The sequence below is a fragment of the Actinoplanes sp. TBRC 11911 genome, assembly GCF_012933445.1.
Classification (GTDB): domain Bacteria; phylum Actinomycetota; class Actinomycetes; order Mycobacteriales; family Micromonosporaceae; genus Actinoplanes.
The window spans coordinates 1-16,558 of record NZ_JABBNC010000064.1 but is presented as its reverse complement, the minus strand read 5'-3'; the positions used below and the strand labels follow the sequence as shown (position 1 = coordinate 16,558).

The window sequence follows — 16,558 nt, the reverse complement described above, 5'->3', positions numbered from 1 at the left end:
GTTCGGGGTTCTGCCACATCCGGTCCACCAGATCTGGCATTGCGCGAACCGGATCCGGTTCGTTGCCGTCGCCGGTGGACGTAGCGGGTGTCGCCGCGTCCACCGCGACGGGCTCGTCGCGCGGTAGCCGGAACACCGGGATGATCTCGTCGCCGATGATGCGGATCTCGGCGATCAGCTGCGCTTGTTGGCTCGCTGAGACGAGGCTTTCTTGGGTGCTGACTTCGAGCCGAGGTCGATGTCCTGCGTCCATCCGCCTCGCCCGGTAGGGGTCCGCTTCGGGCAGGTGTCCGCGTAGCAGCGCCAGTACCAGTTTCCGTTACTTCGTCGGCGAAGATCGACTTTAGGGCTGCCGCACACGCCGCAGGGTGGCCGGCGAGAGAAGACGGTAGCGTGTTCATGTTCGAGCAGCTTCCGCGCGAAATGTGCGCCCCGCATCACCACCATTACCTCGCGGGTCCACCGCTGTGACAGGACATTCAGGCTGCCGAGCAGCGTTGTGTGTTCGTCGATGACAACGATCTTCTGGTGCATGACGTTGACCTCGACGACCGTGTGAAGTACAGCCCGGAGGTCGGCCAAGAACCCTTGGTGCTCAGGTTCGCGCTGCACCTTGTCGCCCGGATCCCGTACGAAAAGGGTGATGCGGACGCCGCGATCGACGGCCGCATGCAACAGCGGCAGAACAGACCGCACGCGGGTAGTGGTCCACGGTGCCCATAGCCAGATCGACTGTCGCGCCGAGGCGATGTGATCAGCGAAGACGTCGTAGAACGTACGCTCGTCGTGGATGTCTTCGACCCGGACGTGCTGCGCAAGCAGTTCGGCCAGCTCCCCCGTGAAGCTTCCGGCGAGGTACGCCAGATCATCCTCTGGGGTATTTGTCGGGGTGACCAGACGGTTGGCACGGATGACGCGGGCCTGCTTCTGCCTGACGAGTTCGGCGAGGTGGCCGAAGGGCGTATCAGCTGCGGCCGCCTCGATCCGCCTGAGGCTTCCGATGAGGTAGAGACGGTGCTGCGTACGGGTGATCGCGACGTTGAACAGCCGGATGCCGTCACGCAGGAAGTCACTCTTGGTGCGGCTGGCCTCGGCCATCCAGCGGCTGTCGTACTCGTCCTCGACCGTGTCGAAGACGACGATCGGGAACTCGCGTCCCTGAAAACGGTGCGCAGTACCGACTTCGGTCACCAGGGTTGTTCCGGTCTCGTGGTCGCGGAGCGCTTCCAATGTCGCCTCGACCTGCCGGCCGTAGGGGGTCACGATGCCCGTACGCTCTCCTCGACTCTGATGAAAGTCGGACAGGACACGAGCGAGCAGCGCACCGGCTGGCCACCATCCTTTGAACCGCCCATCACTTCGTACACGGCCAATCTCACCGAGGTCATCGACGTCGACGACCAAGATTTCTGGATCGCTCTCGACGTGCGGACGGATTGACTCGCCGGGCTTCAGGCGGCCGTCGTAAGCGATCGCGTTGGCCAATCCCATGATCTGCGGCCCGAAGCGGTGTTGGACGTTGAGCATGGTGCACCCGGGATGACGCTCGGCATCTTCCGCGGAGAAGATTTTGCAGTGCGCGAAGATGTCCGGGATCAGCCACTTCTTCACGTCCGCCCGGTCAGCTTTGCCGACCTCCGCGTTGTCGATGATGGCGCCGAGCTGCATGAAATCGCCGAACATGACGGCTGCCTGGGTGGCGCGGGATACCGCGAGCAGTACCTCGGGAATGTTCGCGGCGCCGACCTCGTCGACCAGCACTACATCGTACGGCCCGTCCATCAGCGGTTTGCTGGTGCGCAATCGGGCGAGGGTGGTCGCGACCAGACGGGCGTCGCGGATGATCTCGCCTTCGGCGTCGCGGCTCAACCGGGTGTATTGCTCCTGCACCTTGGCGTACTCGGCTTCCAGGCGGCTCCAATCACCTTCGGAAGCAGTGAGCCGGGTACGCAAGACTCGCATCTGCGCGTCGAGGGTCACCAGATCACGACGTTCCGCCTCGGCGAGCAAGGTGCGTTGTGCTTCAGTCGGCGATGCGGCCTCGGCTGCGAGCAGACGCTGCTGTGCGGCATCTATCCGAGACGTGGTCTCATCGGCGGTCGTCGCCGATTTCTCCAATTCCTGGCGCGCGCCCAGCAAGGAAGCCCGCGCCGCCCGAATGTCCGCCCGGCTGTAGCCGGCCGCAGTGGTCAACTGCTCGATCCGAACCCGAGCCCGGTGTTGTTGCCGATCGACGAGTTCCTTCGCTTCGCGTGCACTCAGATCGGCGTCATGCGCCCGCGTTCTGGCCTGTTCCGCATCGGATGTCAGCTTCCTCAGCCGGCCGCGATCGCGAAACCGGGAAAAACGCCGCCCGTCGCTGATGTCGCGGATTTCGGCTTGGATCAGATCCGCGGCATGACTCGCCTGCAGGGCGCGTGCGGCCTGACCGTCGGCTGCCGCAACGAGCTCGGTGATCTCTTGATCGAGCCGGTCGATGTCAGCATAGGCCCGGCGAGCTGCGTCAAGATCACGCCAGTGGCCCTCCGCGGCGTCGCGAGTCATCGTTGCGTTCGCCAGACGGACATGGACGACGTGCGAAGCTTCCTTTTCCGCGGCCAAGTTGGCTGCCAACTGAGGTACCGAGGCCGCGGCAGCTGCGGCGCTCCTTGCTCGGTGGTAGGCGTCCGCGTCAAAGTCGGCAAGCTCGTTTTCCAACCGGGCCAGTTCAGCGCGCTCCTTGCGGATCAGCACCAGGCGTTGCTCGATCCTGGATCGTTCCTGGCTGACCGTCGCCAGCTGCCGCTCGACCAGGAACGGCAGACAGACATCGGGATGTTCGAGTACTCCCGGATGGTGAGGCGGGCCGACACGCAAGAGATGGCCATGTTGATGTCGTTTGCTGCGTACCGCGCCGAGGAGAGCGTTGTCCACGGCGATGTTGGTCGAGGACACCAGCAAGACACGTTTGCCGCCTCGGAGCAGAGCATCTATCGCCTCGGTGAGCACGCGAGTCTTTCCCGTCCCGGGAGGACCCCACACGAGATGGACCCCGCGACCCAGACATGTTGCGCGTGCAGCGTCCTGGGCCGGAGTGAACCCGTTGACGTGGGGCGGATGACTCGGCGCCGCGGTGAGTCGTCCCGCTGCGAGATCATGGGCCAGACCGGCCTCGCGCAGCCCTGCGATGCCCTCCTTCAGCTTCACGAGGAGCCGGGTGGGCGGCTGTTTGCTCTGCCAAAGCTGTGGCTCCGCGAGCTCGATGAACTCGGGAACCCGAAACCGTACCGCCTCTCCCTCCTGCACGGCCTCCAACACCGCGTATGAGGGCCCGGTCTCCATGCCACCCGGTCCGGCCAGCCGAAGCGACTCGATTTGGTCGATACCGCCAAACCGCAAGCCCCGTATATCGACCGAGAACCAGCCCGGCTCCAAGGGGTGAGCCCGGCCAATCCGCAGCGGTCTACCTACTCGGTTCGGTCCGCCCTCCGCGTTGATCCAGAAGTCAAGCGCACTACACACAAAGTCACGCCAGTCCGGCAAGAGCCGACCCCCATCGCCTCCGGGCCACCCGCCGAGACACTACCTGGGGTAAAAGCCTGAACACTAGCGTGTATCTATGAAGTGGGGCGACGGTAGGCGTGGCGACCTTCGTGGCTAGATCCGAGTGGGCCCGAACCAGATGGTCCGGCAAAGTAGTCTTGTGTCATGCGAGCAGCGGGCGAGGCAACACGTGAGCGTATTCTGCGCGCGGCGGTCGAGGAGCTGCTGGCGTACGGCGCGGCCGGCGCTCGCGTCAATCGGATCGCCCAGTCCGCCCACGCGAGCAAGGAACGGCTCTACGCCTACTTCCCGAACAAAGAAGCCCTGTACGCGGCCGCGGTGACCAAAGTGGTCTCGACCGTCACCTCGGACGCCGATCTGACGGCCGACGACCTGCCCGGCTACGCAGGGCGCCTGTTCGACGTCTTTCTGGTGCATCCGGAGTACGCCCGGATCAATGATTGGCTCGATGAGCAGCACGGCAACATCCCCGATGCAGATGAACACCGCGCTCGCGTGTTGCAACCCAAGGTCGACGAGATTCGCCGTGGACAGCAGATGGGGCTGATCGATCCCACCTGGCATCCGGTGGACCTCATCAACGTGATCATCCAGATCACCCGGGGCATGGCAGTTCCAGGCCGCATGATCGAGGAACTGGGCCGCCGAAATGACCGTACGAGCACACCGGAAACCCGTCGCCGCGTGCTGATCGAAACGATCGCGCGATTAATCGCTTACGACGCCACCGCGTGAACACGCGACGGCGTTGGCCCGCTGGGCCGGCGCCCGCCCTCGGTCGACCCGGACGGGCTGGGGGCGGGGACGCCCCGAGCCGGCCCCAGAGCGTCCCCAGCCCGCCGTGGGCGGGCTATCTCGATGCCCGCCTACGGCTCGTCATGCGGCTAGGTCGGGATTCATGCTCGTGTTCCACTGCTCCTCGCCGACCAGGCCCCGCAGATGGTCCACAGTGTCCTCGACCTTCCGGCGCGCGTCCGTCAAATCGATATCGATCAACTGGTGCTTGTGTTTGACCACCCGACCATTGACCAGAACCGAGTGGACGTCAGCGCGCTGCGCTTGAAGAGTGACGTGTCCGTACGGATTGAGCACGGGGAATCCGACCGGTGAGGACTCGTTCTTCACCAGCACGATGTCCGCCTTCTTCCCCGGCTCCAGGCTGCCCAGATCTGAGCCGCGGCCCAGGGCGTGGGCGCCGCCGCGAGTAGCCCAGTCGACGACATCCTCGGCACGCAGGCTGTTTTGGAGAAGCGTCTCGCCCTTTTCGTGGGCCTGGAGATGGCCACGAGCCCGGTGCGCGCCGAGTGTCGCCCGCATCGCGGTGAACATGTCACTGCTCCACCACACGCTGGTGTCTGTCGACAGCGACACGGGAACACCGAAAGCCTGGGCGGCCGCGGTGGGTGGGTAGCCCTGACCCGCGCTCTGTTCGCTCTCGGTCGAAATCGACAGGAAGCCCCCGGTGTCGGCGATGCGCCGGAACGACTCCTCCGACAGGCTGCCCCCGTGAATGTAGATCGTTCCGGGACGCATGGCCCCGTGGTCATACATGTTTCGGATGGAGTCGTCGCCGTTGTAACCCCAGATCCCCGCGTGTGTGGTTACCGCAACGCCCAGGTCGCGTGCGACGTCGAAGAAATCCTGTTCGGGGAAGCCGTCGGTGCTGGTGACGTCCAGCGCCAGCTGAAATTGGAGCATGTCGTCGCCGGGGAGATGGCGGTCTGCGAACTGCCGGAAATCCGGCGTCGTAGCCCATCCGCCGTTCGGAATCTCGATGTTCCCGCCGTACGCCAGCACGAAGCGGCCCGGCACAGCTCGCAGCGCATCGAGCGCGGCCGCACCGTGCTCGACCGTCCTCAAACCGTGCGACCAATCGACAACAGTAGTCACCCCACTGTCGATTGCTTCGATCGCTGCGAGGAGGTTGCCGGCGTAGATGTCTTCGGGCCGATACAGCCGGCCGTACTGCATCAGATAGACCACGACATACTGCGTGAGAGTCCAGTCCGCGCCGTAGCCACGCAGCGAGGTCTGCCACATGTGCCGGTGTGTGTCTATCATCCCCGGCATGACGACGCCGCCCCGCGCGTCGATCACGGCAGCATCGTCGGGCGCGGCAAGCCGCGGGCCGATCGCGGTGATCTGGTCACCGACGACAAGAATGTCGGCGTCGGTCAGGACCCGGCGCTGGGTGTCCATCGTCAGCACCGTGCCACCGCGCAACAGCACCGGCCGTCCTTGCCCGAACTGTTGTTGATTATCGGATTCCATGACGTTCCTCGTATTCCATTCCATCAAAATTCGGCTAACTGTCGGCGCCACCGCCATGCCATCACCAACAGCGATTCCTTCGCTGGTTGGCTCGAACGCTGTCACGAGCAACCGCCGGCCAAGGCTCTGTGCACCCGGTGGCGCGTTTGAACGACTCGTTCGGCGATTGCCAGTTCCGTCTGTCCTCACCTATCCGGCATGTTCCAACCGGGTGGAAATAGGTGCGCGCGCTGCGGTGGATGTATGCGGACAACGCACCGCGATCTTTGCTGGCGTCGGTTCGGGCTGATCACCGGAGACACGCTCACGCCCGCATCGGCGAGCTGCACCGATGTTGTGCTCGTCCATCGCCTTCACCCCCTACCGAACCATCTGGTTCGGGACAGGTCAGACAGTAGACCCGAACCATCCAGTTCGGCAAAGTAGTCTTCTGTGATGCGTGCGGCAGGCGCGACCGACACCGGCGCGACCCTCAGTGAGAGCGTTGCCCGGTCAACCGCCGTGCGATCGAAGGCGCCGAGGCGCTGCCCCGCCTTGCCGACGTGGTGACCGCCTGACCGGCCCGGCGGCTGGCCTTCCGGCTACCAGGAACACGGGGACCTGGTTGATTGCCTCTCCGATAGCGAGCCTGTACGGGCGGCCCGCGTTTCCCCTCAGGGCCGCTGCAGGGTGCGACAGAGAGCAGAAGTCGGGTGGCAGAGAACAGCGACAGACGCCCGGGCTGGCTGGAACTGTTCTACGACCTGCTTTTCGTCGTACTCGTGGCGCAGCTCGCGCATCCGCTCACCGACGGTCCCGGGTGGGATGCCGGGCTGCGCCTTCTCGTACTTTTTCTGCCGGCGTGGTGGATGTGGGTCGGCTCGACGCTGTACACGAACCTGACCGGCGAGGCCAGCGCCGGACGCCGGCTGGACGTCCTCGCACAAATGGGGATTCTTCTGGTCATGGCCGGAGCGGCGGCCCAAGCGGCGGACGGGCGCCCAGCGCTGTTTGCCGGCGCCTACGTCGTCTCCCGGCTGGAAGTGGTGGCCTTCCGGCTGATCTCGACCCGGCGATGGCCGGCCGGCGGGGCACAATGGCCGCTGCTGGTGTCCGCCGTTTTGTGGATCGCCTCCGTTCCGGTGCACGCGCCATGGTCGTACGGGATGTGGCTGGCCGGGCTTGCCGTGGAGATCGTGCCGTCGTTGTGGCATGGCCGGCGCGACCTGATCGACGTGGGCCACCTCGTCGAGCGGTTCGGACAGTTCGTGATCATTGTGCTGGGCGCGGGCATCGAACAGATCGTCACGGCCGTCGCACGAGCGCAGACCACTTTGTCGGCGGTGGCTACCGGGCTGGCCGGATTCGCCGTGCTTGCCGTGTTGTGGTGGGTGTACTTCGAGTTCGGTTCGGCCATGGCCGAGCAGACAATCAGCGCCCGGCGCGGCGAGGCGTACCGGCTCGCCCGGTCGATCTTCGTGGCCGGCCACTTCCTACCGGTGGTGTCGTTGCTTGCCCTCGCCGCCGGGCTGGGCGCGCTGGTCACCGCGGCGGCGGACGGCCGGCACGCGGGCGACGCGCTACGACTCTGCACCGTGGCGCTGGCCGTTCATCTGACGAACAACGCGGCCATCGGCCGGTTGGCGATGCGGATGCCGCTGAGGTCGATGCTGCGCTGGCTGCTGCCCAACGTGGCCCTGCTCGTGGCGCTCAACCTGACCGCCGACCGTCTCGCACCGGTGGTGCCGCTGCTCCTGACGGCCGCGGGCCTGAGCCTGGAGGCGCTGCTCGCGACTGGTCCCCGCAGTCCCAGGGAAGCGAGGGCACTTCCTGAATAGCGGCCGCCGATCAATCGTCGATGGCATGACCAAACAAGATCAGATCGGCTTTGTCGGCTACGGGGATCAGGGTGGTCCCATGGCCCGCGCCATCGCCGAGGCCGGCCTCCCACTGCATGCCTGGGCGCGCCGCCCGGAGTCGATGGAGATTCTCCAGGGCGTGCCGCATATTCCGCATCCTGCCGTTGCCGACCTGGCGGCCGCCTGCGACATCCTCTGCCTCTGTCTGCCGGAAGACGAGGACGTACGGGGCGTGGTCGCCGACGGTCGACTGCTGGACCACATGAAACCGGGGTCGGTGCTCGTCAACCACGGAACCGGCCAGCCCGCGTTCGCGCGGGAACTGAGCCGCACGGCAGCCGAGCACGGCGTCGAGGTGCTGGATGCCCCGGTGAGCGGCGCCCGCGCGGGAGCCATCGCGAAGACCTTGATCACCATGGTGGGCGGATCTGCCGACGTGACCGATCGGTGCCGCCCGGTATTCGAGACCTTCTCGTCGAAGGTCGTTCAAGTCGGCGGCGCCGGGACGGGTCAAATGTGCAAGCTGTTCAACAACGCGCTGATGATGATGAACCAGCGCAACATCGAGGAGATCGTCGCCCTGGCCCAGCGGGTGGACGGCCTCGAGCTGCCGGCGCTGTTCGACGTGTTGCGCTCCGCCAGCGCGACCAGCTTCGCCCTGGAGGCGATGAACCGGGCGGTCACGGTGGCCAACGCCGATCATCTGACCAAGCTGGAACTGCTGGACATGGAGTTGTTCGCCGAGGCGATGGCCACGTACCAGCCCGGGGCTCAGTCCATCACCGAGCGGGCAGTCGCTGGCGCGCGAGGGCTCGTGGACCTGGCGAACGCCATGCGCGACGTGCCGGTTCTGGAAAACAGAGGCTGACGATGCACCCGGGAAATCCCCCGACGACAAAGGACATCATGAATACACGTGGCAGGTTCACCACGCCTTACGGATTTTCGACAACGGACAACGAAGTGCTGGCCGGCATCGACCTCACCGGCAAACGCGTCGTCATCACCGGTGGGGCGGCCGGGATCGGGGCCGAGACCGCCCGCGCGCTAGCCGGTGCCGGCGCCGAGGTCACCCTGGCCGTCCGGCAGCTCGATCAAGGACGGGACGTGGCCGCGGAGATCAGCGCCAAGACCGGCAACCCGCGCGTCACCGCCGAGCCTCTCGACCTGGTCGATCGCGGGTCCGTCGCCGCCTTCGTCGAACGCTGGCGAGGCCCACTCCACGTCCTGATCAACAACGCCGGCATCATGGCCTTACCCGAGCTGCACCGCACCCGCGAGGGGTGGGAGTTACAGTTCGCCACGAACCACCTGGGCCATTTCAACCTCACGTACGGACTGCACCCCGCTCTTGCGGCGGCCGGCGGCGCGCGGGTGGTCACGGTCAGTTCGAACGGGCACCGTACCTCGCCGATCGTCTTCGACGACATCATGTTCGAGCACCGCCCGTACGATCCGTGGCTTGCATACGGGCAGTCCAAGACCGGAAGCATCCTGCTCGCTGTCGAGGTCGCGCGGCGCTGGGCCGGCGACGGGATCATCGCGAACGCGGCCATGCCCGGCGGCGTTCGTAGCGGCCTGCAGCGCCACCAGCTCGACGCCATCACGCCCGAGATCCAGAAGATCTTCGATGAATACCCATGGAAAACCCCGGAACAGGGCGCGGCGACCTCGGTGCTCCTCGCCGCCTCCCCACTGATCGAGGGCGTCAGCGGGCGCTATTTCGAGGACTGCAACGAAGCGATGCGTACCACGGATCCCCACGCCGAGAACGGCATTCGCCCGCACGCCCTGGACGCGGAAGACGCGGCAAGGCTCTGGGACGTCTCCATCGAGTTGCTGAAATCGTGACCAGACCAGGACCACCGACGTCGGAGTACCGCAGCACTACCCGAACCGCCTGGCAGAACTGACAGGCGGTTCTTCCATCTTCGTTCGGCGCTGCCCTCGCAAAGTGCGACATCGTGTCGCAACGGCAATCGAGTGCGAGCTGACACATGACGTGTGCGTGACTGGTCCTGGCGATCTCAGGAGGGATGGGGGACTGGTTGCGGGGCGGGCGTGCTGTGAAGTTTTGGTCGCGGCTGTGTGGCGGACAGCGTTTGTTCGGAGCGGGTCCGGAACAGCCGTTCCCTATTCGTCTGCGCAAGCCACAGGAGCATGGTGTCTCCCACCGACCAAACCCTCCATCCACATCGCTGGTCGATGCTGCCGGTCATTCTGGCGGCGATGTTCATGGCGATCTTTGACAGTTACGTGGTGAACGTCGCCACCCCGTCGTTCGAGCATGACCTAGGGGCCGGGCAGGTGGCGCTCGAGCTGATCGTCGCCGGGTATGCCTTCACCTACGCCGCGGGAATGGTGTCCGGCGGGCGGCTGGGCGACATCTTCGGCCATCGGCGGCTCTTCCTGCTCGGCATGCTGGCGTTCGCCGTCACGTCGCTGCTCTGCGGTGTGTCCCAGGAGCCGTGGCAGCTCGTGGTGTCCCGGCTGCTGCAGGGGCTCGCGGCGGCGCTCATGGTTCCGCAGGTTCTGGCCCTCATCCACGCGAACTTCCGAGGGGCCGAGTTTCCGCGCGCGATGTCCTGGTTCGGTGTCACGACCGGGTCCAGCGCGGTACTCGGGCAGGTGCTCGGCGGGGTGTTGCTGAAGGCCGACGTGTTCGGGCTCGGCTGGCGGGTGATCTTCCTGGTGAATGTGCCGGTAGGGGTGATCGCCTGTCTGGCGGGGCTGCGTCTGCTGCCGGAGAACCGCTCCCCCCGGCGCACCCGGCTCGACCCGGTCGGCGTCATCGGCATCACCGGGGCGCTGGCCCTGGCGCTGCTGCCGGTCATCCTCGGCCGGGACGAGGGGTGGCCGATCTGGGGCTGGATCCTGCTCCTCGCGTCGGTGCCGGTCATGGTCCTGGCGTTGCTCTTCGAGCGGAACCTGACCCGGCGCGGCGGTGACCCGCTGCTCGATGTGCGGCTCTTCCACAACAGAGCGTTCAGCAACGGGCTCATCGTGAACTCGGCCTTCATGAGCGCGTTCGCCAGTTTCAGTTTCGTGCTGACCCTGTTCATGCAGGACGGGCTCGGTCAGTCGCCGCTCAGCGCCGGGCTCACCTTCGCACCGCTCGGGGTGGTGTTCGCGATCACCGCGATCGGCTCACGGAAGCTCGCCATGCGGCTCGGCCTGCGGGTGATCGTGCTCGGCGGTGTCGTCGCGGCCGTCGGACTCGCGGTGCTGCTCGGCGAGTTGCACTGGCTCGACGGCGACATCAATGCCGGCTGGCTGGTGCTGCCGATGGCCGTGGTCGGACTCGGCTACGGCCTGATCATCCCGTCGCTCATCGGCGCGGTGCTCCGCGGCGTGGCACCCACGCAGGCGGGTGCGGTGGCCGGCCTGTTCACGACCGCTCAGCAGTTCGCCACCTCGATCGGCGTCGCACTGCTGGGCGAGCTCTTCTTCGCAGTCCTCGGCCCGGTGCTGACCGGCGACTACATCGGGGGCGCGGAGGCCGTCGCCGCGGTCTGCCTGGCCCTCGTCGTCATCGGCGCCGCCCTGACCGCGGCCATGGCAGCCCAGCAGAACCGCGCGGCACGCCCCAAAGCCGAGGAGCCGGCACTGGCCGGATAGGCAGCGAAACGAGAAACGCACGAGCACGAACGCACCGGCCCGGCACAAAGCGACAAAGCCGCCGGGCCGGTGCAGAGGAAACCGCTCGGTGGTCCCCTCGGCACCAGGAATGACGCGGCCGGGCTAGATAGTCAAAGGGAACGGATCATCATCTGGCAATCTGCGAGTCTTGAGTTATGGAACTCAGGCAGTTGGAGGTTTTCGTCGCGGTGGCGGCGGAGCGAAGTTTTACGCGCGCGGGTAACCGGCTGCATGTTGTTCAGTCGGCGGTCTCAGTGGCGGTTGCCGCGCTCGAACGCGAGCTGGGAGTGGTGTTGTTCGAGCGCAGCGCGCGGCGTGTAGCGCTGACGGCGGAAGGCGAGGTTTTCCTGCCGCATGCCCAGGCAACGCTCGACGCGGCGAGGGCAGCGCACGGCTCGGTCCGAGAGTTGAGTGGGCAGCTCGGAGGCACCTTAATGATCGGATCGCTCACCGGTGTCGCGGGTGCCGAGATAGCACATCTGCTGTCCCGTTTACACGCCGCCCATCCGCGAGTCACACTGCGGATGCGCGCGGGTGGTGGGGACGGGTCAGCAGGTCTAGCCCGGGCATTGGTCGACGGTGACCTCGACGTCGCTTTCGTCGGCGTGCCGGCTCGCGCGTATCCGGGACTGCGTACCCGGGAGCTTGTCCGCGTGCCTCAGGTATTGGTCGTACCTATGGACCACCCGATGGCAAGGCGCGAAGCGGTGAGCCTCGCCGATGTCGCAGACGAGGCGTTCGTCGACTATCCCGTGGGCTACGCCAACCGGGACACTAACGACGCGGCGTTCAGCAGGGCCGGCGTGCGGCGCAGGGTAGTCGCCGAGGTGAACGATCTGCCGGTGGTAACGGACTTCGTCAAGCGCGGCGTTGGCGTGTCCATCCTGCCGGTGCAGGCTGCACAAGCGGACGAGGCCTTCGCGTCGCTGCAGGTCTCCGACCAGCCGCTGGAATGGTCGGTTCACGTCGCGACCGCGGAGCAGCGGACAATCAATGCTGCGGCTATGACGCTGCTCCGCCTGGTGGAGCAGCGCCCCGATCGCCCGCGCTCTTTCAGCGTTGCTTGATGATGTCGGCGGCCCGTTCGGCCACGGCGAGGACCGCCGGATGGGTGTTCGCGGCCGGGACCGTTGGCATCACCGAGGCGTCCGCGATGCGCAGGTTCTTCACGCCGTACACCTTGAGCTGAGGATCGACGACCGCCATCATGTCAGTGCCCATCTTGCACGTACCAACCAGATGCGTGTAGCTGGTCGCGGTGTTGCGAATGTACGAGCGATACTCGGCGTTATTCGTCATGCCCGGCCCGGGGAACACTTCCGCCTTGCGCAATGCGGCGAGAGCGTCTGCGGAACCGATCTCCCGGGCGATCTGCAACCCGGCCAGCAGGCGTTCGAGATCCCGTGGGTCGTCCAGCAGGTTGGGGTCGACGATCGGTGCCTGATCCGGGTTGGCACTGGCCAAGCGGACGTGTCCGCGGCTGTGCGGGGTCAGCAAGCCGAAGACGACGGAATAGCCGGGCTCCGGCAACGGGGTGAATCGTGGCCGTACCGCGAAGTCGGGGAACAGGATGTGCAAGTCAGGTCCTTGCACCGACGGGTCGCTGCGGAGCATGGCGTGCGGCTTCAGTGTCGCCTCCGACACGTGCACGGGCCGGGTGGCTGTGTACGACACCTGGGACTTGACGTGGTCGTGGAAGTTCTCGCCGACGCCTGGCAAATCCACGTTCACCTCGATGCCGACCGATCGCAGATCGCTCGCCGGACCGATACCGGAAAGAAGCAGCAGCTTCGGTGTCGGAATCGCTCCTGCGGTCACGATCACCTCACGGTCCGCGAGCGCCTCGAACACCTGCCCCCCGACGCGATACTCTACGCCCCGGCAGATGGTGCCGTTCTCCAGGATTAGCCGACCGGCCAGCGCTCCGCCCAGGACGATCAGATTCGGGCGACTCATAGCCGGCCTCAAGTAGGCGTCCGCCACACTTACTCGCTTACCTTCGAAGATGTTGAAGTCATGGAAGGACACCCCCTCCGACGACTCGGCATTGCAGTCGTAATTGAACGGATATCCGACTTCGATCATCGCCTTGAAGCACGCCTCGAAAAGTGGGTCGCCGAGCATCTGCGGCGAAACCGGAATGGGTCCGTCCATTCCCCGATACACCGGATTGCGCCCCGGTGCTCGCTCGCTTCGCTTGAAGTACGGCAGAAGCGTGTCGTAATTCCAGCCAAGCGCCCCCGCCCTTTCCCACGCGTCGAAACTGTACCGGTCGCCGCGAATGAAAATCATGCCGTTAATGCCGCTCGACCCGCCCAGTACTTTGCCCTGCGGCACACGCAGCACAGCCTCATCGAGCGCCGTCTGCGGAACCGTCTCGTAATTCCAGTCCAAGGGCGATTCCACGAGTTGCCACCACAGCGTCGGATCCGCCATCTCCGGAACCGGCTCGACCGGGCCGGCCTCCAGCAACAACACCCGTGTATCCGGGTCCTCGGACAGCCGCGCGGCGATAACACAGCCGGCTGATCCGCCTCCGACGACAACGTAATCGAACGAGGCCATTATGATCCTTTCCCTGATCCGATAGATGCGATAAAACGCGTCGATACACTAGATGCCGAGGTTGGTACTCGGCTAAAACTAGCCATTAAGCAACGTATTGACTATTCATACTTTGGATGCATCGGATCGCGTTTTCGGATTAGTTAGGATGAGATGCATGGCACTGCGGTGCGCCTGTTCCAGGGCATTACACGGGCGCACCCGCAGCACACCCCGGGTCCGCGGCTCGTCGGCGGCGGCGCAGCGGCTAGGCGACTGCGTCCAGCTGTTCGATGACGTCGGCGGGCAGCTGGAGCCGGGCCGCCGCCACGTTGTCGCGCAGGTGCGCCACCGAGCTGGTGCCGGGGATCGGCAAAATGTTCGGGGAGCGCCGCAGCAGCCACGCGAGAGCCACCGCGAGCGAGGTCGTGTCCAGCTTCTTCGCGATCAGGTCGACGGTCGAGGACTGCACGGGCGAGAAGCCGCCGAGCGGGAAGTACGGAACGTACGCGATGCCCTGTGCCGCGGTGCGGGAGACCATCTCCTGGTCCTCGCGGCGCGCGACGTTGAACATGTTCTGCACGGTGACGACCGGCGCGATCGACTGCGCCTCGGCGAGTTGCTCGGCGTTGACGGTGCTGAGTCCGAGGTGCCGGATCAGGCCCTGTTCACGGAGTGCGGCCAGCGTCTCGAACTGCGGCGCGAGCGAGCCGGGCGTCGGGCTGTCGAAGCCGCCGACCCGCAGGTTGACCACGTCCAGCACGTCCACGCCGAGGGTGCGCAGGTTGTCGTGCACCTGGGCGCGCAGCTGCGCCGGCGACAGGGCGACCAGCCAGCTGCCCGCGTCGTCGCGGACCGAGCCGACCTTCGTGACGATGACCAGATCCGAGGGGTACGGGGTCAGCGCCTCCCGGATGATCTCGTTGGTGACGTGCGGGCCGTAGAAGTCGGCCGTGTCGATGTGGTTGATGCCCAGCTCGTAGGCGGTGCGCAGGACGGCGATCGCGGCGTCGCGGTCCTTCGGCGGGCCGAAGACATGCGGGCCGGCCAGTTGCATCGCGCCGTAGCCGAGGCGGGAGAGCGTCAGGTCGCTGACGCGGAAGGTGGCGGTCATGAGATCAATAGTTGCTGTGCGAAATAATTACCGCCAATGCCCTGCTCATCCTGGGAGCCGCAGGACCAGGCTATGGGCTGGCGCCGTTCGTAGGATAGATGTCATGAGCAGGCCGAACGCATTAGGTGAATACCTTCGGGCGCGCCGCGAGCTGATCAGCCCGGCCGACGCGGGACTGCGCGTGAGCGGGCTCCGCCGCACGCCCGGTCTGCGCCGCGAGGAGGTCGCCACGCTGGCCGGCCTCAGCGCCGACTACTACCTGCGCCTGGAGCAGGGCCGCGACCGCAACCCGTCCCCGCAGGTGCTGCAGGCGCTGGCCCGGGTGTTCCGGCTGGACGCCACCGCCACGACGTACCTGCTGAGCTTGGCCGGCCCGGCCCGCACCCGCCGGATCACCCGGGTGGAAGACGTGGCCACCGGGATCCGGCAACTCCTCGACACGATCAACATGCCGGCGTTCGTGGAGAACCGGATGTTCGACGTGCTCGCCGCCAACCGCCTTGCGGTTACCCTGATGCCCGGCCTCAAGGTCGGCATGAACCGGCTGCGGTCAGTGTTCCTCGACCAGGAGGTGCGCGACTTCTTCCCGGACTGGGAACACGCGATCATCGAGATCGTGGCCTCGTTCCGGGCGTCGATCGGCTTCGAGGTCGCCGACCCGCAGATCGGCCGGCTTGTCGGCGAGCTGTCGCTGGCCAGCGAGGACTTCCGGCGGCTGTGGGCGCGCCACGACGTGGTTGCGCTGGGCGGTGCGGCGCCGACCCGGATGCGGCACCCGCAGGTCGGGCCGATCGAGCTGCGCCGCGAGAAGCTGCCGCTGACCGGCTCCGACGGGCAGCTGCTGGTCATCTATCACCCGGAGCCGTCGTCGCCGTCCGCGCAGGCGCTGGCGCTGCTGGGATCCCTGGCGTCCACAGAGTTCGTGGATCATGACTAGTTTCAACGCCGTTCAGTTAGGCGGCGGGGTAGATCGTCAAGGCGTGTCTGAGCCGTAAAGCCGCGGAGCTATGGCCGGGCAGCATGGATGTTGGTCACTCTGGGGCATGACCGATGGTGAGTTGACCCGCCTCGCGCCGTCCGAGATGGTCGACGACGTTTGGTTACCGTCGCTCAGTTCACCGATGACGTACGCGAACTGGCCGTGGTAGCGCAACTGCACCGCAACCAGCGACCTCGGCGCGCTGCTACCGGTGTTTCCGCCGGTCGGCGGCTCCGGTCCATCGCCCCGAGCGTCAGCCCAAGAGCAGAGACCAGACGATCAGTCACGGGCACTGATCGCGCCGCGGCCCGGCCGCTCGCGGCTGACTCCGAGGTGGGCTAACAGGTTCGTCGGCGCCCGATCGTGACCCTGACGGCCGTCCGCATATCCGGTCCACGAGTTGCGATACCCGAACCGCCTGCCAGACCTGACACGTGGTTCCTCGGTCGTCGTTCGGCGCTGAGGATATGGCATGTGAGCTGCCCTGTTTGGCGCTGTCAGGTTGCGACAGGGTCTGCATCGTTCTTCGTACCGACCACGAGGCCCGTTCCACACTCGCGAGCGCCGCCTTCCGTGAGCTGGTAAAGACGATCTGATGAATAGCCGCAATTGGCGTGCCGGCAATATGTC

At 66.0% G+C, this 16,558-nt stretch carries 12 protein-coding genes; 7 read left to right on the top strand and 5 right to left on the bottom strand.

The genetic code is table 11. The features are described 5' to 3' along the window. Together HH310_RS43395 and HH310_RS42725 are read right to left on the bottom strand one after the other, a co-directional pair. A partial coding sequence (locus HH310_RS43395; protein WP_211193332.1) for a hypothetical protein occupies nucleotides 1-253 on the bottom strand: 253 nt, incomplete at its 3' end. Continuing rightward, nucleotides 175-3,414: an AAA domain-containing protein gene (locus HH310_RS42725; RefSeq protein ID WP_169181502.1), complete on the bottom strand. Its 3,240-nt coding sequence runs from the start codon at nucleotides 3,412-3,414 to the stop codon at nucleotides 175-177. The genes HH310_RS42725 and HH310_RS43395, both read right to left, overlap by 79 nt. Nucleotides 3,415-3,687: 273 nt before the next feature. Here HH310_RS42725 and HH310_RS42720 point away from each other — a divergent pair, with 273 nt between their 5' ends. After that, the gene (locus tag HH310_RS42720; RefSeq protein ID WP_169181501.1) at nucleotides 3,688-4,278 is read left to right on the top strand and encodes a TetR family transcriptional regulator; all 591 of its coding nucleotides are present in this window, start codon (nucleotides 3,688-3,690) and stop codon (nucleotides 4,276-4,278) included. A 141-nt stretch (nucleotides 4,279-4,419) separates the two neighbouring features. On the opposite strand, the gene HH310_RS42715 is transcribed toward HH310_RS42720, so the two are convergent. After that, nucleotides 4,420-5,919 (bottom strand): amidohydrolase family protein, encoded by a 1,500-nt coding sequence (locus HH310_RS42715; protein ID WP_312034688.1) that lies wholly within the window; start codon nucleotides 5,917-5,919, stop codon nucleotides 4,420-4,422. A 587-nt stretch (nucleotides 5,920-6,506) separates the two neighbouring features. On the opposite strand from HH310_RS42715, the gene HH310_RS42710 reads away from it, so the two are divergent. From HH310_RS42710 to HH310_RS42690, 5 genes are all read left to right on the top strand, one after another. Further along, entirely contained in the window at nucleotides 6,507-7,631 is a 1,125-nt protein-coding gene (locus HH310_RS42710) for a low temperature requirement protein A (protein WP_169181500.1), read from the top strand. Nucleotides 7,632-7,656: 25 nt separating this feature from the next. Then, entirely contained in the window at nucleotides 7,657-8,520 is an 864-nt protein-coding gene (locus tag HH310_RS42705; protein WP_169181499.1) for an NAD(P)-dependent oxidoreductase, read from the top strand. A 38-nt stretch (nucleotides 8,521-8,558) separates the two neighbouring features. Continuing rightward, the gene (locus tag HH310_RS42700; RefSeq protein ID WP_169181498.1) at nucleotides 8,559-9,503 is read left to right on the top strand and encodes an SDR family NAD(P)-dependent oxidoreductase; all 945 of its coding nucleotides are present in this window, start codon (nucleotides 8,559-8,561) and stop codon (nucleotides 9,501-9,503) included. Between the two features lie 354 nt (nucleotides 9,504-9,857). Further along, on the top strand, nucleotides 9,858-11,270 hold the full coding sequence (locus tag HH310_RS42695) for an MFS transporter (protein ID WP_169181497.1): 1,413 nt from the start codon (nucleotides 9,858-9,860) through the stop codon (nucleotides 11,268-11,270). A gap of 176 nt (nucleotides 11,271-11,446) precedes the next feature. Further along, nucleotides 11,447-12,358, top strand: coding sequence for a LysR family transcriptional regulator (locus tag HH310_RS42690; protein WP_169181496.1), 912 nt, complete (start codon nucleotides 11,447-11,449; stop codon nucleotides 12,356-12,358). Here the strand turns inward: HH310_RS42690 and HH310_RS42685 are convergent. Further along, complete coding sequence (locus tag HH310_RS42685; protein WP_169181495.1) at nucleotides 12,345-13,856, bottom strand: GMC family oxidoreductase; 1,512 nt, start codon at nucleotides 13,854-13,856, stop codon at nucleotides 12,345-12,347. The genes HH310_RS42690 and HH310_RS42685 overlap by 14 nt on opposite strands. A 247-nt stretch (nucleotides 13,857-14,103) precedes the next feature. Continuing rightward, entirely contained in the window at nucleotides 14,104-14,949 is an 846-nt protein-coding gene (locus HH310_RS42680; protein WP_169181494.1) for an oxidoreductase, read from the bottom strand. A 103-nt stretch (nucleotides 14,950-15,052) separates the two neighbouring features. Here HH310_RS42680 and HH310_RS42675 point away from each other — a divergent pair, with 103 nt between their 5' ends. After that, nucleotides 15,053-15,886, top strand: a complete 834-nt coding sequence (locus tag HH310_RS42675) for a helix-turn-helix domain-containing protein (RefSeq protein WP_169181493.1) — start codon at nucleotides 15,053-15,055, stop codon at nucleotides 15,884-15,886. Nucleotides 15,887-16,558: the final 672 nt, after the last annotated feature.